Here is a 16,259-nt window from a genome sequence, read left to right on the forward strand (position 1 = left end):
GGCACGACGGTGAACGTCGGCGTGACGACGGGAGACGATGCCCGTGGACGTCTTCACGCTCTGCCGGCACGGGCGGTCCTATGTGGGGTCGCTGTTCGGCGGCATCTCCGAGACCCAGGAGATGCCCGACTTCGCCGCCGAGCACCAGGTGACGGCGGACATCGAGCTGATGAGCGCGCAGGAGAGCAACAGCGTCTACGAGCGGGTCAGCCCCTCGTACGTCCGGAACCGGTTCGTGGTCGACGGCTCGGCCTCCGCCGATCTGAAGGCGCGACAGGCCAAATCCCTCTTGCCGGACGACAGCGGCTTGATCCCCGAGCCTCCTCAGCCAGGCGTCCAGCGGATGCCCGCACTCCCCCGTCCATGGAAGGTGAGAACCATGACCACCTGGAGAGACTCCGACCTGGCCGGCATCGGCACGGCGGAAGAACTGGTCCTTCAGTCCGAGCGCGGCGACGGCACCCTCCGCTCCCCCGTGACCATGTGGGTCGTACGGGCCGGTGACCGGCTCTACGTCCGCTCGGTCAAAGGCGTCGACGGCCCCTGGTACCGGGGTACCCGCTCCCGGCAACGGGGCCGAGTGGCGGCCGGCGGCGTCCGGGCCGACGTCACCTTCCACGACGCCGACCCCGGCGATCACGCCGACATCGACGCGGCCTACCGGGCCAAGTACGGCCGCTACACCAGCATCGTCGAGCACGTCCTGACCGCAGCAGCCCGCGCCGCCACGCTGCGCCTTGAACCTCGCTGACCCCGCCGACCGCCCGCGCGTGCGGGCAGCAGGCCGTCACTCCAGCTCACAGAGCCGCTGAATACCAGTGGCCACTGGCCATTGGCCTGGCCACTGGCCTAGCCATTAAAAGCCACTGAAAGGCAAGAATCCTTATGCGTGCCACCTTCATGTACGGGCCCGGAGACGTTCGGGTCGAGAACGTCCCCGACCCGCAGATCGTCGAGCCCACGGACGCGATCGTACGCATCACCCTGGCCTGTGTGTGCGGTTCCGACCTGCACCCCTACCACTCCATGGACAAGACCGACGAGGGCAGCCCGATGGGGCACGAGTTCCTCGGCATCGTCGAGGAGACCGGCTCCGAGGTGCGCGGTCTCCAGCGTGGCGACTTCGTGGTCTCCCCGTTCGCCTTCGCCGACAACACCTGTGCGATCTGCCGGGACGGCTTCCACACCGCCTGCCCGCACGGCGGCTGGTACGGTGCCGGCGGCGTCGGGGGCGCGCAGGCCGAAGCCGTCCGCGTACCGCAGGCCGACGGCACCCTGGTCAGGATCCCCACCGACGTCGACACGGCACTGCTGCCCTCGTTGCTCGCCCTGAGCGACGTCTATCTCACCGGCTACCACGCCGCCCACATGGGCCGGGTCGAGCCCGGCAGGACCGTCACGGTGATCGGCGACGGCGCGGTCGGCCTGTCCGCCGTGCTCGCCTCCCGGCGTATGTGCGCCGAGAAGATCATCCTCATGGGCCGCCACACCTCCCGCACCGATCTCGGCCGGGAGTGGGGTGCCACCGAGGTGGTCGCCGAACGCGGCGAGGAGGGCATCGCCAAGGTGATGGACCTGACCGGCGGCGAGGGCTCCCACGTCGTGCTGGAGGCCGTCGGCCTGATGCCCGCCTACGAGCAGGCGTACGGCATCGTGCGCCCAGGCGGGATCATCTCCCGCGTCGGTGTCCCGCAGTACGAGGAGGCGCCAGTCGGGTTCGGGTCGCTGTTCGGGAAGAACGCCCAGCTGGCCGGCGGCCCCGCCCCGGTGCGCGCCTACCTTGAACCCGCCATCGAGGACGTGCTTGCCGGCAGGATCGACCCGGGCCGGGTCTTCGACGCCGAGGTCGCCCTGGACCAAGTCGCCGGCGCCTACCAGGCGATGGACGAGCGCAGCCGGCTGAAGGTGCTGGTGCGCCCGTGACCGCCCGCAAGCCCCATCCGACGGCCGAGGCTGCACACGAGCGGCTCTTCCCGGGCCATGTCTCCACGCTCGCGGTGACCGACCCGGAGCTGATCGAGTACTTCGACAACTTCGCCTTCGATGAGGTACCGCGCCACACCGGCGAGGTCGACGAGCGCACCCGGTTGATGACGCAGCTCGCGGCGATGATCGTCGCGCTCGGCGGACATCATGGCGGACTTTCGAGCCGCACATCAGCGCTCGTCAGAGCATTTACGCAGCTGCGCGCGGTCCACACCGCGCTCGTGGCCGCTGCAGTACAGCCGTACCGCGTGATAATGCTGCGATGCGACTGCCTCAGCGTCTCTTGGCCCTCTGCAGTGCCACCGTCCTCGCGGTCGGCGTGTCCGCCTGCACCGGCGGTAGCCGCGGCAGCGTCGGCGGAGGGGGCCGGACGGACGACGTCGCACGCGCCGTACCGAGGGAGTGTGTGTCGCCGTCGAAGGCAACCCGAGCCGAGATCGGCACGCCCAGGACCCCTCGCGCCCGGTCGGCGGCGGCCGGGGACACGAACGGGGACGGCGTCCAGGATCTCGTGGTGGATGGCTGGTACCGGCCGGTCGACGGCGGCGGTTGGCGCCGGAACCTGGCCGCTCTGCATGGCACACGCAGCGGACAGGTGAAGCCGTCCGAGGGGATTTCGCTCACGGGTGAGGGCCACGAGGTGAAGCAGGAGAGGCCGGGCAATCCCCGTACGGGAGCGGGTGGGGTGCTGCCTGCTGCGGACATCGACGGTGACACGTACGCGGACGCGGTGGTCCAGGGGACGGAGAAGGGCGGGCGGGGCGAGCGAAGCGTCCAGTACCTGGCCCGGGGCAGTGAGCGGGGCATCCGGAAGCTCACCGTTCTCTCCCGGTCCCTGCCCGTCTTCGACATGTCGGGCAGCACCGACCTGTTGGGCGACGGCATCATCGATGTACTGGCCTTCCGGCCGCCCGGCAATCAGTGGGACCAGTCGGGCGACGCGCGCTGCGACACCCTGTTCGTGCTGCGCGGGCCGTTCAACCGCGACGGCGACCCGGATCGTGTGACGGCCGTGGACATGTCCCTCGGAGGAACAGTGACGACCCGGCAGGTGGTGTGGGGGGACTTCACGGGCGACGGCCTGACGGACCTGCTCGCCGAGTCGGTCGTCGGCGACCCCGATCCGTCGGACGAAGCCGACGAGCCGCCCACCTCCGACCACGTGGAGCTGTACGTCGGTACGGCTCATGGCTTCGCCTCCGCAGGCCCGCCGCCGGGCATCAAGCCGTGGGGCGATCCGCTCTTGGACCGTCCGCTCTCCGTGGGCGACTTCGACGGAGACGGAGCCGACGACGTACTTCAGGGCGCCGCCGTACGGTTCGGCGGTGAGGGCTTCCCGGCCGGCGGGGGCCGTACCGGCCGGGCGCCGGTGGTCCGGGCGGCGGCCGTGGGAGATGTGAACGGGGACGGCCGGGACGACCTCGTCGGGGCGCGGTACGGACGTCGGCATCCGGTAGGCACGGTTGCCGTTCACCTGGGCGGCGGCCCTGGGCTGCGACACGAGGCGCAGAGCACCTTCGACCGACATGTCCTCGAACTGCCCGGCCGGCCCGGACACGAGGCGGACAGCGACTTCTTCGGCTGGGACGTCGTCACGGCCGACCTCAATGCCGACGGGCGCGACGAGTTGATCGTCGGTCACCTGGGATTCCATAGGCCTCGTGAGGAGAACGGCTACTGGGTATTTCCCGGTACGCCGGAGGGCTCCTCGGCCGACGGCGCGTATTTCCTGGCCACGCACGAACTGGGCGCGGGCTGAGGACGACCGTGACGCGGGCCCCGGACGGTGCGCGGACGCGGGTGTGCCGCGCGCCGGGCTCTCCGGGAGCGCCGCTGTGCTGAGGCAGCAGGCGTCGATGAGGACTCGTACGGCGCCGCAGTCGTGCTCCGTGCGCCTGGGGACGGTGCGTGCACTCAACGACGGACCGGTGGCGGGTCGGCAGGCGACATTTCCCCGCCTGTAGATCTCCGCGTTGCCTGCGGTGAGGAGGACCACACCGACTCCTCACGCAACCGCATCGAAGATTGCGTCGGGTGTCGCGGCGCGCTCGCCGACGGCGCAGGCGGTGTTCACCGATGCGGTGCGGCCCTTCGTGTCCGCGTTCCCTGTGAACGCGGTCGCCGTCCACTCGGCGGCGGCGCCGCCTCCGGCCTGACGTCGGCGGTCCTTGCTGCGCCATGGCGATCGGGACGTCCGTCCCGCAGATACGGGCATGCCCGGGGGAACGGCGGGTGCAGCTTGCCGTGTTCGGGCTCCGCTGCACGTTGCTCTCAGCTGCCGTCGGGGCGGTTGTGGATCGGTGGCGGGCGGGTACGGGTGACGGGCACGTAGGCCGGGCGGGCTTCGCCGTCGTCCATAAGGTCCGGCGACGCTGAGGTGGCCGTGGGCGCGTCCGGCCGGCTGCCTTCGGGGCGGGCGAAGCCGTCTGCGATCAGCACGCTGGGCCATGCCCGTCCCTTGGCCTTGTGAGCGGCGGAGACGGTGACAAGGGCCGGCGGCTCGGGGGCAAGGCGGTCGGCAGGGAGGTGGAGTCAGCGACGCAAAGGCGGCCTGGTGACGGGACGGCCGACGCGGCCCGCGGCGGTGGGCTTCACGGTCGGACCGACGGCGAGCACGTCAGCGGAATCGGCCTCACGGTCCCACGTCGCATACCGGTACGAGAAAGAGCTCTGCTGGGCAGCGGTTGTGCTACCACCCGCTCGCGCGCCTCGACGTGCGGTGGGGCGGCGGCTGATGAACAGTCGTACCGAGTCCCCCACTAGAAGGAGATCTTCATGCTTCGTCGCATCTCACTCATCGTCGCCGGTGTGTTCGCGGTCGGCTTCCTGGCCGCGGCCCCTGCCGCCGCTCACCCGTCGGACGTTGAAGGCTGCTGGGCGTCCGGCGGCCACGTCAAGGCTGGCGACGTCAAGGTCGCGGACTTCGACGCCACCTGCTGGTCCGTCGACTGACAACGGACCACACACGGTCGGGCCGACCGTCCGTATTCAAAACCACGACAGGCATCGATCCCGTCCGTCCGTCCGTTCGGCCGTCCGTCCGTCCGTCCGTCCGCCGGAATCAAGGGCGGACGGACGGACCGCTGGCCGTGACCCGTACGACGTCGCCCAGCAGATCTTGCCGAGCGGTGGGGCGCAGCATGCCCAAGGCGGGGTGTCGCCGCTGTGATGGATGAAGTGGGCCTGAACGAGCTATGGCAGATGGCGTGTCCACATGACTCACCACCAGGCACGGAACGGTTGCTGGTTCAGGCGATCGACGAAGTCGCTGTTCGCCAAGACTCAGCAGTGCTTCAAGAACGGATTCCGTACTGCGCCGATTCCGGGGCCACCGCACGCCAACTGCCGGACTCTCGGAAGCTGAAGAATCCGCCTCATACCAGTGAGTGCGGCGGCGACATCCCTGGAAGCACAGGCGCGTTTCTGCCCTACTCCAGCCCGCGCTTGCCCGGTGCCCAGAACGGCTTGGTGAGTACCGCCCGTCGGTCCCAGCCGGCCTCTCGCACGAGCACCTGCCGCACGTGCTGCACGGTCCGCGCCTCCCCGGCGACGTACGCAATCCCGCCTGGCTCAGGGGCGAGGCGTCGCACCGCATCCGGGAGCGAAGTGCCACTCCTGACAATCCAATTGAGGCGGTCCGAGTACGGCAGGGGGAGCCGGTCGGCAGCCGTCTCCGTTTCGATGCAGCCGGAGATCCGCGCCCCGTCAGGCAGTGCGCCCAGCATCGCGCCGAAGGCGACCGACGCCGTCTCCTCCCCTACGAACACGTGGTGCGCGGCGTCGGGCCGCGGCGTGAACGTCCCTTCCGGCTTGCGCATTCGGACCCGGTCGCCGACTGTGGCGCCGCTCCCCCACCGTGCTCCGGGGCCACCCCCAGGATGATCCAGTACGCACAATTCGACGGCGCCCTCCGGGTCGTAGCGCCAGATCGAGTACGTGCGCAGAGTCAGCCCGTCGCCGACCATGACCCTTACCTGCTGTCCGGGGCGGACGGTCAGTCCGGACAGGGCCTCGCCCTCGATGCGCAGGCGACGGAGTCGGGCAGCGACAGGCTCGGTCTCGGTGACCGTGCCCTGAAGCGTCAGCAGGTCCAGGAGGGGGGAGAGCAGGGCAGCCATAAAACTCCTCGGAAACTCGTCGATGCGGTGGGGCGCTGAAGGTCAACATCCCACTGAACGCGACACTATCGCGTTCCGTTCAAAACGCGATAGTGCTTGTCTTTGTGTCTGCCCGCGTTCGGCTGCGCCGGGCTTCTTTGGCGCCGCGATCAGTTGGCCGACTTCGCGAAGGCCGGGGCCCTGGCACATGCGGAGCCGAGACGGACAGTCATAGCCCTGCCGGTGACGGCGACAACGGGGGTTGCGCAGCCCTCGCGCCCGATGCGCCTGGACCAGATCCAACTCCGCCTCGGTGCGCGGGGAGGGCACTGACCCGGCCGGACCGCATGGACAGGTAAGCGCCGGTCATTCTCGGCCACAGCCCAACTCGCCGCCACCCGAGCCCGATTGCTGCACTGTAGCCAGCCCGGGTTGGCGTTGGCGACTCCGCCGCTGATCAGAATTCCCCAGGACCAGGACCAGGACCGGGAACGGGAACGGGAACGGGAACGGGAATGGGTCGTTCGGCGTCGCCGGGACGGCGCCAAGTTGCGGCGGATGGCCTGCCGCGGCGGGAGCCGCACTTCTTGCGATGGGACGCCTGGTCGGCTTTGGCCGGGATGGTGCAGCGGATTCCGTGCCGTAGCAGGTAGGCACGGTTTTTGCGGGAGGCGTAAGCCTTGTCGGCGCGAACTCGGTCAGGTCGGGTCCGCGGCCGTCCTGCATCCGGGCGAGCGACGCGGATCTTCTTCAGGACCGGCTTGAACTGCGGAGAATCGCCCCGCTGCCCGGCTGTGATCACGATGGACATCGACTTCTGGCCCTGCTCGACGGCCAGGTACAGCTTGGTCGTCAGACCGCCGCGCGAGCGGCCGAGGGCGGCGTGCTGGAAAGCCACCGCGGCGCCGAGGTCGTGTCCGACGACATGGGCGTCTCGCACCCCGAGCCGCTCGGCGACGAGGGACGCGTCGGCCCGCTCGACCTTCCACATCGACGGGTCCAAGGCGATACCTGCAGCGACGTCCCGCGGGTCCGACCAGTGGGCGTCCTGGTCCCCCGGCCATGGAGCGGCGGAAGCATGGTCGACGACCAGAAGTCGCCCTCCCGGACGCAAGGCGTGCGCGGCCGTGCGCAGTACGGCCGCTCCGTTCAGGGCGAGGGGGTGTGCAGGTAGTGGACACGGACAAGGTCGAATGTGTTGTGGGGAAAGGACTCACCCAGGTCGTGCCTCTCTGCCGCGATCCGTTCGTTCAGACCGTGCGCGGCAGTGAGGCCGACAAGACGCTGACGGCAATAGCCGACACGTCGACGGCGGTGACCCGCCATCCCTGGCGGGCCAACCCTGACGGGCCATCCCTGACGGGCGAGCCACAGTGCGTCACCGCCTCCGCCGCAGCCAAGGTCCAATGCGGTGCTGGGTTGCAGGCCCGAGACGATCCCGGTGAGTCGCGCGTTCGGCTGCGGCGGATCGGTGGAAGCGGGGCGGGCCGCGTAGAGGCCGTCCCAGAACTCGACCGCGTCGGTGACACTCATCAAGGGCTCCTTCTGCCGGGGAATGAGCCCTCCCCCTTGGCCACCCGCCGTGAAATGGACCATGCTTCACATCTCGGGGGACCTCACCTGATACTGCAGCGCGCGGCCGAGGGTCGGGCACCTGCTCGCACGGCTACAACAGCAGTTCCAGAGTCACTCGGTGCTGCCCGCTCTCGGCGCTGCCCGCTATCCAGCCGGGACAGCGTACTTACCGAGATGTACGCCGTCTCGCAGTTCCCGCAGGATGGAGTGATGAACAGTTACCCGTGAACCGTGAACCGGAAAATGTGCTCGGCTCCGTGGAATCCCGGCCTGCGGGAGACGCATTCCGGTGTCGCATCGACGCGGGCGCGCCCTGGTGATCGACGCGTGGTCGGGGTCGAGGTCGAGGTCGAGGTCGGCGAGAGTGAGGCCGCGTTCGCGGCGCAGCGTACGCAGAATCAGTCGAGCAGCGCGGTTGCTTCGACCTCGACGAGTACATCCGGCTCGAAGAGGTAATCGACCCCGATCAGGGACGCCGGCGGCAGGGGAAGCCGGAGCCCGATCTCATCGGCAACGGCTTCCACACCGGCCATGAAGTCACCGATCTTCTCCGGACTCCACCGGGTCACGTAGAACGTCAGGCGCAGCACGTCCGCGAATGACGCGTCCGCGCCCGCCAGCCCGATGGAAGTGTTACGCAGTGCCTGGGCAACCTGCCCGGCCAGGTCGCCGGGCGCGACCGGAGTCCCGTCGGCCTGGCGTGCGATCTGCCCGCTGACGTGGACATGCTTCGTCCCTGTCCCTACGGCCACGTGGTGGTACGGAACCGGCCGGAGCATGCCTTCGGGCGTGAGGTATTGAACAGTCATGGTTACTTCTCCTTCGAGGTAGGTATACATAAGCTACCTAGTGGAAAAAGGACACTTCAACGAGACCAGGTTTCGCCATGGATACCGACGACGAACTTCGCATCGCCGCCCCGCACCGCGAACTGCTCGACCAGGTCCTCGACAAGTGGTCGCTCAGCGTCCTCAACGAGCTCTGCGAGCGCCCGTGCCGCTTCAACGAACTGCGCCGAGCCATCCCCCAGGTCACGCAGAAGTCGCTGACCGCGACACTTCGGCGACTCGAACGAAACGGCGTAATCGAGCGCGAGGTCGTCTCCACGCGCCCGGTGGCGGTCAGCTATCGGATCACGTCACTCGGCAAGACCCTTCGGCCTCCCGTCGACGTGCTGCTGGCGTGGGCTGCGGAGAACCTGCCCGCCATCGCACGCGCGCGCGAAGCCTTCGACGCAGTGGAAGAAGAAGCAGGCTTCTGACCTTTCTCCTGCTCCGGCGAGCATGCCCGCGACCAGCGACATCGCCTTCGCGTCCACCATTGTCCCGGCCCTGTTCGCGGCACCGATGATCTTCATCTTGTCGGCGGTCGGGCACAACTGGCTCACCCGCTACGCCGGTCGGACGCGACAGCGGGTCCGCCGCACGCGAGCGGATTCGGATCCTCGAACGTGCCTACGAACAGCCGAACCGCTACGACGGCTCGCCCCCTCGTCCGGCTCCTGGCGGGCATGGGTTTGGCCAACGTCGTGATGCTGGCCCATCTCCTCAGTAACGTCGCCATCGCGGAACTCGGCGACCGGGCGCGTAGCGTCTGGTCCAAGTCAGTCTGACCGGCGGCGATTGCCGAGTCGGCATGCGTGATGAGGTGGAGGGTTTCCAGTTGCAGCAGCGGGCTGGCTGGCTGGCCAACTCTTGTGCCGCACCGGGTGATGCGACGCGTAGTGCCCGGTCCGCGGTCCGCGCGCCGCGACCGGGTCGGGCAGGGGCCTGGTCAAGCAGTGTGACATCGAGCAGTTCCACGTTGCTCTCGTCAGCGGTATGTGTGGGGGCTGGTGCGCGGCCACCGCGCCTGTTCCAGCTCGCGCCGTGGTTTCGGGTGGTCGGGGCGGGGTTACGCAGTCGGTCGTGGGCCAGTTGGACGTGCATGTCGGTGTTCATGCGGAGGGAGTGCGCACCACAGGGCGAGCAAGCACGCTACGGCCGACCGAGGTGCTCTCGGGGAGGGCAGCGGCCAGATAGCTGAGCATCTCGCGGACGCGGATCTACTCGTCCGGGCCTTTGGGCTGCCGTCTGCACCGTCGGAGGGCCGCCGGTCGCGGTGCGCGACCGAGGGCGGTGTCCGGTACCACGGCAGCTTGTTCTGTTTCTGCGGCGCGGGCGTTGCAGGCATCGGCAAGTCTCCACGCCCGTCCGCCACGTTTACGTGCAAGAAGGAGGCGGATGGGGCCGGTACAGCCGCGGTGGCGGGAGTGCCAGCCATAGCCGCCTGATCGCCCTGGCGGGTCCGCAGGTGGGACGGGAGGAGGTGGCAGCGTGCGTGGCGGGTCATGTGGGTGAGGGACCTTGCTTCAGAGCCCGGGGGCCGTTTCGACTGCCCGGACGTCTGCCGTGGTCGGATGTCCGTCGGTGCGTTGATGCCAAGTCGGGTGCTGAAGGGCAGTCACAGGGTTGCGGAGCGCAGTGCGACGAGGCCGATGGCGACAGCTGTAAGGACGGCTGCCGGGGGTGTTCCCTTGTAGTCACCGGCGCGCAGGTGTGTCGCGACTGCGCCGATGAAGTAGAGCGTCAGGCCGACAGCGGCGGCGATTCCGAGGGGCCCCCACCAGAGTCCGATGACCAGGCCGCCGGCGCCGGCTATCTGGGCGGAGCCCAGGAGCGGCAGCACGCCATAGGGCAGGCCAAGGGTGGACATCTGGTCGACGAGCCGCTTCGGCCGGGTGAATTTGGCACCTGCCGAAGCCAAGAGCACCGCCGACATGAGTGCAGCGACGATGGCATAAGTGACGAACATGGTAAGACCTCAACTGTTCAACGGGGTGGATTATCTGAGACATTCGTTGACCTGACCGTGCTTTTGCTTCGCAGGTCAGGCGTTTTCGAACAGCAGGGTTCAGCCGGATGCGCTTCGCAAGACCGGTGCGACGTCGGACGCGAACTTCTCCATGGACCCCAGAACGCTCAAACGCGGCAGCCCACCGAGATCGACCTGTCCGATGAACCGGCTGGCTCCGAACAGTTCCTTTTGGACCATGAGTTTCTCGGTGATCTCCTGTGCACTGCCGACCAGGAGGGCGCCGTCGGGACCGGCCATCGCCTCGAAGGTCGGACGATCAAGGTGGCCGCGGCGGCCCTGCTTGAAGTACGCGCGGTAGTAGGGGTAGAAGGTCTCGCGGGCTCCCTGCGAGGTCGCACCGACGAAAAGATGGGCCGCCACACCGATTCCAAGCGCGGCACGCGGGTGCCCTGCCATCTCGCCGGACTGCCAGTACAGATCGACGGCCGGTTGGGCCCGGGCGGGACTGCCTCCCAGATGCGCCAGTGTCATCGGCAGCCCCAGACGGCCGGCACGCCGGGCGCTGTCCGGTGACCCTCCAACAGCCAGCCGCATCGGCAGCACCCTGTCCAGGCGGGGAACGATGGCAGCGCCCTTCAGCGGGGGACGGAACCGTCCCGCCCACGTGACTTCACCTTCGGTCGCGATCAGGCGCAGCAGGTCAAGCTTCTCTTCGAAGACTTCGTCGTAGCGCCCCATGTCGATGCCGAAGATCTCGAACGGCTTGGCGTAGGCGCTGCGGCCTGCCGTGATCTCGGCACGTCCGCCTGAGACCAGGTCGAGCTGCGCGAAATCCTGGAAGAGGCGGACGGGGTCGAGCACGCTCAGGACCGAGACGGCGCTGGTCAAAGTGATGGAGGTGGTTCTGGCGGCGATGGCTGCGAGGACGACTGCAGGCGAGGAGACCGCGAACCGGGGGGTGTGGTGTTCACCGACACCGAATACGTCGAGCCCTGCCTGGTCGGCGAAGACGCCGGCGTCCACGATGTCGCGGACTCGTTGTGCGCTGGTGGCGCCCGGGACGATGTCGGTGAGAGAAAAGACGCCGAGCTCGACTTCGGTGCCCTGCGAAGTGGTGCGTTGCATACCCTCAACGCTAGGCAACCGATAGGTACCTAAAGGTACCCTTCAGCTCGTGAGCCTTCGTCCCGGCACCGTCTTCCTCGCCGACTGCCCCGCCCGCCTGGCCATCGAGGTCATCGCCAGCAAATGGGCCGTGGTCACGCTCTTCGCTCTGAGCGACGGCCCCCTGCGCCACGGCGAGTTGGTCGAGCTCATCGGGGGCGTGTCGCGCAAAGTACTGACGCAGACACTGCGCCGCCTCCAGGACAACGGGCTCATCGAGCGACGCGCCTATGCCGAAGCACCACCACGTGTGGAATACAGCCTGACCGAACTCGGGCGCACCCTGGAGGAGCCCATCAGAAGGCTCACCGAGTGGGCAAGAATGAACGGTGAGGCGGTCGTCGCCTTTCATGAGGCAGCTGCGGATAAGGACGCATAGCGTGTATCTCTCTGGTGGGTCAGAAGGCTGACCGGATGTGTCTGTCCGGTCAGTGCTCACTGCTGCGATGTGGGACCGGAGCGAGGTACTGATTCCAGTCGATCCAGTCCGCAGGCGACGATGGGCCGACCGCCGCCGCGTTCGCACCAACTCAGCCTTGCTGCTCCTGAGTTGCACTGCGTAGTTGGCATGTGTGGAGCCAGCTTCCTCGGTCCACGTCTCGGCCCGATTGCTATGCAGCGCAAGGAGGCGGCTGAGAACGAGGGGGTTAGCTCGGCGGAGAGCTTCATCAACGTAGCGTTGCGGACAGGCCGTGCCTTGCAGCCCAGGGCGTTGAGCCTGCGCATGAGTTGTGGGCGGCCGACGGGCTGACCGCCGACCGTGCCGGGGAAGAGACACGGGTGATCGTCGCTGCGTCCGAGCGTAGAGCAGCCTGCTCGCCGACGGGGTACGGGACGTCGCCTCCTTCGTGAGAATTTCAGCAGAGGTTGGCACTAGAAGTGGGCAGTGATCTGCGAATTCGGCAAGTTCTGTCAGGGTGACTTGGCACCGGATTTCGATAAAAGGTGGCACCTTACTGGCCTTTCAGCCCTTCTGGCACGGCTTTGATCGAATACCTCTGTACAGGACCTTCGCCTGTGTCTTCTGTACCCATGAGACAGATCAGCGTGGATGGGCCGTCAAAGGCCGTTGAGTCGCGCCTGCTTGAGGGCAGGGTGACCGGCCCGCTGTGGTCGGACATGTGCGGTTGGGAGGACCTGGCGACTACGTGCAGCCAGGAGGACCTGTCCGTTGGCCGGGCGATGCTGGATCTCGATCACGGCTGGTCAGGCCGATGGTCGGCGACGTGGAAGGTCGGCAAGGCGAAGCGGACCGGCCCGGTCGCTGATCTGGATTCCGTACCGCTGAACGGCTGTGTTCCCTGGCGCGGATTCACCTGGCGTCAGCGTCAGCACCACCGGCCTGGACTGGAGCCGATGCTCACTACCGGTCGCCAGCACGGATTCGAGTCTCACCGCGAGGACCAGTTCGTAGTCATTGCGGACTTCGCAGGGGAGGCGGAAGAGGTCCTTTCTCAGCCCTTCCAGCTGAGCTTTCAAGGTGAGGGCCGGTGGCGCGAGCACATCCCTGATTTCCTCACGGTTTCCAGTCAGGGCCGGTGGCTCGTGGATATCAGGCCGGCGGGCCGGATGAATGACGACGACCTGATGAAGTTCGCTGCCTCCGCCGAGGTCGCGCTCGCGTTGGGGTGGGGCTACGCGGTGGTCACTGGCTGGAGGCCGTTGACCTGGAGAAACGTCGACCTGCTCTACTCGCGACGGCGACCGATGAAGGATCCGCTCGGGCTGAAGCCCCTGCTGCTCGAGACAGCGCGGACCGCGACGAAGCCGCTCACCTTCGGTGAACTGGCCGCCAGTTACGAGTATCCGGCCCTGGCCAGGCCGGTGATCGTGCACTTGCTCTGGCATCGCCGGCTTGGCGTCGACCTGGCGGCGCCGTTCGGCGACGGCAGTGTTCTTCGGCCCGCGAGTACACGGGCGGGGACCCGGTGAGCGGGCAGGCCGGAGGCATCCTGGAGCTGGCCATCGGGGAAAACCTGATCCTGGACGACGAGGAATGGCAGGTGGACCTGGTCGAACCGCAGTACGGCCGGGTCCTGTTGACGTCCAAGACGGGTGTCCGCCAGACAGTCTCGTTCCGGATGCTGGCCCACCACCCGCAGTGCCGGCGTTCGACGGTTCCGACCGCGTCGGGCCGGCATCTGCAGCCCAAGACCGAGGACGATCTCTCCGACCATTACCGGAAGTTGCTGCGGATCCGACTCGGTCACCTTCTGGAAGTCGAGACCGGATATCGCGGCGGCGACCCTTTGCACCCGGGGCCCGGTGAGCCGCGGCCTGAGTACGACCCGGACCGGACGAAGGTCACCGAAAGGCGCTGGGCGAAGGCCGCCGAACTCCAGGCTCTCGATCCGGAACACGCCAAGGTCCTGGGCCTGGCCCAGGTGAGCTACCGGACGTTGACCCGCTGGGAGTCCAAGCGGCGGAGCGACGTCGCGATGGGATGCGCCGACGACCGCTGGACCCCCGCGACCCGAGGACACCCGAGCATCACCGCCGAGGTCCGTGAGGCCATCCTCGCAGTCAGGGCCGAGACTCTGCACCGCTCGAAGATCAACATGAGGGCCCGGGTGGGCCTCATTCACCAGTACGTCGAGGAGAAGTTAGGCGAAGAGGCCGTCGAGGAGATCCCGAGCTACGGAACCCTGCGGGTGGTCTGGCAGGAGTGGTTCGGCACCGGTCGCGCACGCCAGCGCTATGCCCGCTCCGTGCTGGAAAGCACTGGCGAGCACGTGCTCATCGAGCGTCCGGGGCAGGTCGTCGCCCTGGACACCACCGTGCTGCCGGTGATGGTGCGGGAGTCGGTCTTCCACGAACCGGTCACCGTTCACCTCACACTGGCCTTGGACGTCTACACCCACTCAATCGTCGGGTTCCGCATGACGCTGGTCTCGGACACCTCGACCGACGTCGCGATGCTGCTGCGGGACCTCACGATGCCGCTGCCCATGCGGGCCGACTGGGGCGAGGACATGGAATGGCCCTACCCCGGAGTCCCCGCGGCCCTGGTCGCGGAGTTCGCCGGGCACCCGGTGGCCGCTCTGCCGTTCTTCGCGCCGGAGACGGTCACGACCGATCACGGCAGCGTCTACCGCAACCATCACCTCGTGCAGGCTCAGCACGTTCTGGGCGTGAAGGTGCTGCCCGCCCGCGTGTTGCGGCCTACCGACAAGCAGGCAGTGGAACGGGCATTTGGTGCAATCCGTTCGATGCTGTTCGAGTACCTGCCCGGCTACATCGGCGTCGACGCCTCCGACCGCGGGGTCGACCCGGAGGGGGACGCGGTCCTGACCATCGCTGAGATGGAACATCTGCTGGCGACCTGGATCGTCAAGATCTTTACCGACCGTGAGTTGTGCTGCCCGTGATGTCCGTCTGGGCCTGTGACATTGACGTCATGGGCTCGTTTACCGACCGGGACCGGAACGTCTGCCATGTTCCGGAGTCGGTACGGAGGACGAGTGGTACGGCACATCGTGGTCGGGGACTTGAGGGTCCAGCGGATCGAACGGAAGGACGGACGGCGATCGTGGACGATCGTCTGGCCCGAGGGCACCATCCATACGGAGGCAGACCGGTTCCTGCGCGTCCATGACGGCAGCGGCACCCAGAAGACGTACGCGTACTACCTGGTGGATCATCTGCGGTGGCTGGAGCGTGAATGCCTGGCCTTCGACACAGTCCAAGTACGCGACCTCGAACGGTATATGGGCATCGTCGGTGCCGAGGTCCGGATGCCGCTCGGTGAGCCTTGGCGGGTCGGAAAGTGCCCCTACGGTCGGTCCGCGCTGTCGATCGCGGCGTCCTGCCTGAAGGGCTTCTACCTGCACCAAGCCTCTCTCGGCGTCAACGTCGACCTCGGTGAGAAGCTGGATGGCACCCGGCTCCCGTCGCGGGTGGACCGGCGTCGCTCGTTCCTCGGACACGTGAAATCCGCGATGCCCGCGAACCCGCTCGCGCCGAAGGGCCCACATCGCCGGCACCCAAAGATGCTCCCGGACGGGGCGAGGGACAGGCTGCTGGAGAGGGTGAACTCGGCCCGGGACCGGCTGGTGGTGACCTGGCTCGCTGACGGCGGTCTTCGGGTCGGTGAGCTCTGCGGGCTGCACCGGGTTGATTTGCATCTGCGCGAGAACGCGGCCTGCAACGAGTGCCGCAGTCCTCACCTGCACGTCTGCCATCGTTCGGGAAACCCGAACCGGGCCGAGGCCAAGACCAAGCACTCCTGGCAGGTCGAACACGGCACTATGACAGGCGGGTTGATCAAGCGGGTCAGCCCCGCGATGGTGCACGCCTACTTCGAGTACATGACGACCGAGTACCCGCGGGGGGCCGGACACGGCATGCTCCTGGTCCAGCTCCATGGCGCCGGCACCGGGCAGCCCTGGGCGCCGGTCGGCGCCCGCCGGATGCTCGGCCGGGCCGGGAAACGCGCTGGCCTGGGACTTGTGAAACCCCACGCTTTCCGTCATACCTTCACCTCCGCGGTTCTCGATGCCGCCGACGGCAACCTGCTAATCGCCCGAGACGCCGGCGGCTGGGCCTCGACGGCCACGGTCGACGAGGTCTACGGACACGTCGACGTCCACGACCCCACCTTCGACGCCGCTCTGCGCACGGTCTGGGGTGAGCCGAAGTGAC

The 16,259-nt window shown here is 67.9% G+C and carries 16 protein-coding genes and 1 pseudogene; 9 read left to right on the forward strand and 8 right to left on the reverse strand.

The window, feature by feature from the left end; all coding sequences use genetic code 11:
• Nucleotides 1–37 precede the first annotated feature (37 nt).
• On the forward strand, nucleotides 38–751 hold the full coding sequence (locus ACIOKD_RS36285; protein WP_402092277.1) for a DUF2255 family protein: 714 nt from the start codon (nucleotides 38–40) through the stop codon (nucleotides 749–751).
• Nucleotides 752–885: 134 nt separating this feature from the next.
• Nucleotides 886–1,923 (forward strand): alcohol dehydrogenase catalytic domain-containing protein, encoded by a 1,038-nt coding sequence (locus ACIOKD_RS36290; protein WP_402092279.1) that lies wholly within the window; start codon nucleotides 886–888, stop codon nucleotides 1,921–1,923.
• Here the strand turns inward: ACIOKD_RS36290 and ACIOKD_RS36295 are convergent.
• Complete coding sequence (locus ACIOKD_RS36295; protein WP_402092280.1) at nucleotides 1,872–2,135, reverse strand: hypothetical protein; 264 nt, start codon at nucleotides 2,133–2,135, stop codon at nucleotides 1,872–1,874. The two genes, ACIOKD_RS36290 and ACIOKD_RS36295, sit on opposite strands and share 52 nt — an antisense overlap.
• 113 nt (nucleotides 2,136–2,248) lie before the next feature.
• Here ACIOKD_RS36295 and ACIOKD_RS36300 point away from each other — a divergent pair, with 113 nt between their 5' ends.
• A complete protein-coding gene (locus ACIOKD_RS36300) occupies nucleotides 2,249–3,745 on the forward strand; it encodes an FG-GAP repeat domain-containing protein (RefSeq protein WP_402092281.1) in 1,497 nt (498 codons plus the stop codon).
• Nucleotides 3,746–4,257: 512 nt separating this feature from the next.
• On the opposite strand, the gene ACIOKD_RS36305 is transcribed toward ACIOKD_RS36300, so the two are convergent.
• Nucleotides 4,258–4,425, reverse strand: a complete 168-nt coding sequence (locus ACIOKD_RS36305) for a hypothetical protein (protein WP_402092283.1) — start codon at nucleotides 4,423–4,425, stop codon at nucleotides 4,258–4,260.
• Nucleotides 4,426–4,761: 336 nt separating this feature from the next.
• Here ACIOKD_RS36305 and ACIOKD_RS36310 point away from each other — a divergent pair, with 336 nt between their 5' ends.
• On the forward strand, nucleotides 4,762–4,938 hold the full coding sequence (locus ACIOKD_RS36310; protein WP_402092284.1) for a hypothetical protein: 177 nt from the start codon (nucleotides 4,762–4,764) through the stop codon (nucleotides 4,936–4,938).
• A 476-nt stretch (nucleotides 4,939–5,414) separates the two neighbouring features.
• Here ACIOKD_RS36310 and ACIOKD_RS36315 read toward each other — a convergent pair whose 3' ends face one another.
• From ACIOKD_RS36315 to ACIOKD_RS36330, 4 genes and pseudogenes are all read right to left on the reverse strand, one after another.
• Nucleotides 5,415–6,104, reverse strand: a complete 690-nt coding sequence (locus tag ACIOKD_RS36315; protein ID WP_402092286.1) for a siderophore-interacting protein — start codon at nucleotides 6,102–6,104, stop codon at nucleotides 5,415–5,417.
• Nucleotides 6,105–6,642: 538 nt separating this feature from the next.
• Nucleotides 6,643–7,074: pseudogene (locus ACIOKD_RS36320) on the reverse strand (transposase); the annotation flags it as partial.
• A 158-nt stretch (nucleotides 7,075–7,232) separates the two neighbouring features.
• Entirely contained in the window at nucleotides 7,233–7,616 is a 384-nt protein-coding gene (locus ACIOKD_RS36325) for a hypothetical protein (protein WP_402092287.1), read from the reverse strand.
• A gap of 440 nt (nucleotides 7,617–8,056) precedes the next feature.
• Nucleotides 8,057–8,467 (reverse strand): RidA family protein, encoded by a 411-nt coding sequence (locus tag ACIOKD_RS36330; protein WP_402092288.1) that lies wholly within the window; start codon nucleotides 8,465–8,467, stop codon nucleotides 8,057–8,059.
• A 77-nt stretch (nucleotides 8,468–8,544) separates the two neighbouring features.
• On the opposite strand from ACIOKD_RS36330, the gene ACIOKD_RS36335 reads away from it, so the two are divergent.
• Nucleotides 8,545–8,919 carry a winged helix-turn-helix transcriptional regulator gene (locus ACIOKD_RS36335; RefSeq protein ID WP_402092289.1) on the forward strand — a complete coding sequence of 125 codons (375 nt, stop codon included), beginning with the start codon at nucleotides 8,545–8,547 and terminating at the stop codon, nucleotides 8,917–8,919.
• 1,181 nt (nucleotides 8,920–10,100) lie between these two features.
• Here the strand turns inward: ACIOKD_RS36335 and ACIOKD_RS36340 are convergent.
• Together ACIOKD_RS36340 and ACIOKD_RS36345 are read right to left on the reverse strand one after the other, a co-directional pair.
• On the reverse strand, nucleotides 10,101–10,451 hold the full coding sequence (locus ACIOKD_RS36340) for a DoxX family protein (RefSeq protein ID WP_402092290.1): 351 nt from the start codon (nucleotides 10,449–10,451) through the stop codon (nucleotides 10,101–10,103).
• A 99-nt stretch (nucleotides 10,452–10,550) separates the two neighbouring features.
• Nucleotides 10,551–11,579 (reverse strand): LLM class flavin-dependent oxidoreductase, encoded by a 1,029-nt coding sequence (locus ACIOKD_RS36345; RefSeq protein WP_402092292.1) that lies wholly within the window; start codon nucleotides 11,577–11,579, stop codon nucleotides 10,551–10,553.
• A 49-nt stretch (nucleotides 11,580–11,628) separates the two neighbouring features.
• Here ACIOKD_RS36345 and ACIOKD_RS36350 point away from each other — a divergent pair, with 49 nt between their 5' ends.
• The 4 genes from ACIOKD_RS36350 (at nucleotide 11,629) to ACIOKD_RS36365 (ending at nucleotide 16,258) form a co-directional block, all read left to right on the forward strand.
• Nucleotides 11,629–11,997 carry a winged helix-turn-helix transcriptional regulator gene (locus tag ACIOKD_RS36350; protein ID WP_402092294.1) on the forward strand — a complete coding sequence of 123 codons (369 nt, stop codon included), beginning with the start codon at nucleotides 11,629–11,631 and terminating at the stop codon, nucleotides 11,995–11,997.
• Between the two features lie 653 nt (nucleotides 11,998–12,650).
• On the forward strand, nucleotides 12,651–13,550 hold the full coding sequence (locus ACIOKD_RS36355; protein ID WP_402092295.1) for a TnsA-like heteromeric transposase endonuclease subunit: 900 nt from the start codon (nucleotides 12,651–12,653) through the stop codon (nucleotides 13,548–13,550).
• Complete coding sequence (locus tag ACIOKD_RS36360; protein ID WP_402092297.1) at nucleotides 13,547–14,986, forward strand: hypothetical protein; 1,440 nt, start codon at nucleotides 13,547–13,549, stop codon at nucleotides 14,984–14,986. The genes ACIOKD_RS36355 and ACIOKD_RS36360 overlap by 4 nt, the downstream gene beginning before the upstream one ends.
• A 93-nt stretch (nucleotides 14,987–15,079) precedes the next feature.
• Nucleotides 15,080–16,258 carry a tyrosine-type recombinase/integrase gene (locus ACIOKD_RS36365; RefSeq protein ID WP_402092298.1) on the forward strand — a complete coding sequence of 393 codons (1,179 nt, stop codon included), beginning with the start codon at nucleotides 15,080–15,082 and terminating at the stop codon, nucleotides 16,256–16,258.
• The last annotated feature ends 1 nt before the right edge of the window (nucleotide 16,259 follow it).

Source organism: Streptomyces sp. NPDC087844 (assembly GCF_044742785.1).
In the GTDB taxonomy this organism is placed as follows: domain Bacteria; phylum Actinomycetota; class Actinomycetes; order Streptomycetales; family Streptomycetaceae; genus Streptomyces.

Coding starts and splice junctions, on each gene's coding strand:
- ACIOKD_RS36285 (WP_402092277.1), top strand. CDS start 38: ATGCCCGTGGACGTCTTCACGCTCTGCCGGCACGGGCGGTCCTATGTG.
- ACIOKD_RS36290 (WP_402092279.1), top strand. CDS start 886: ATGCGTGCCACCTTCATGTACGGGCCCGGAGACGTTCGGGTCGAGAAC.
- ACIOKD_RS36295 (WP_402092280.1), bottom strand. CDS start 2,135: ATGATGTCCGCCGAGCGCGACGATCATCGCCGCGAGCTGCGTCATCAA.
- ACIOKD_RS36300 (WP_402092281.1), top strand. CDS start 2,249: ATGCGACTGCCTCAGCGTCTCTTGGCCCTCTGCAGTGCCACCGTCCTC.
- ACIOKD_RS36310 (WP_402092284.1), top strand. CDS start 4,762: ATGCTTCGTCGCATCTCACTCATCGTCGCCGGTGTGTTCGCGGTCGGC.
- ACIOKD_RS36315 (WP_402092286.1), bottom strand. CDS start 6,104: ATGGCTGCCCTGCTCTCCCCCCTCCTGGACCTGCTGACGCTTCAGGGC.
- ACIOKD_RS36325 (WP_402092287.1), bottom strand. CDS start 7,616: ATGAGTGTCACCGACGCGGTCGAGTTCTGGGACGGCCTCTACGCGGCC.
- ACIOKD_RS36330 (WP_402092288.1), bottom strand. CDS start 8,467: ATGACTGTTCAATACCTCACGCCCGAAGGCATGCTCCGGCCGGTTCCG.
- ACIOKD_RS36335 (WP_402092289.1), top strand. CDS start 8,545: ATGGATACCGACGACGAACTTCGCATCGCCGCCCCGCACCGCGAACTG.
- ACIOKD_RS36340 (WP_402092290.1), bottom strand. CDS start 10,451: ATGTTCGTCACTTATGCCATCGTCGCTGCACTCATGTCGGCGGTGCTC.
- ACIOKD_RS36345 (WP_402092292.1), bottom strand. CDS start 11,579: ATGCAACGCACCACTTCGCAGGGCACCGAAGTCGAGCTCGGCGTCTTT.
- ACIOKD_RS36355 (WP_402092295.1), top strand. CDS start 12,651: ATGAGACAGATCAGCGTGGATGGGCCGTCAAAGGCCGTTGAGTCGCGC.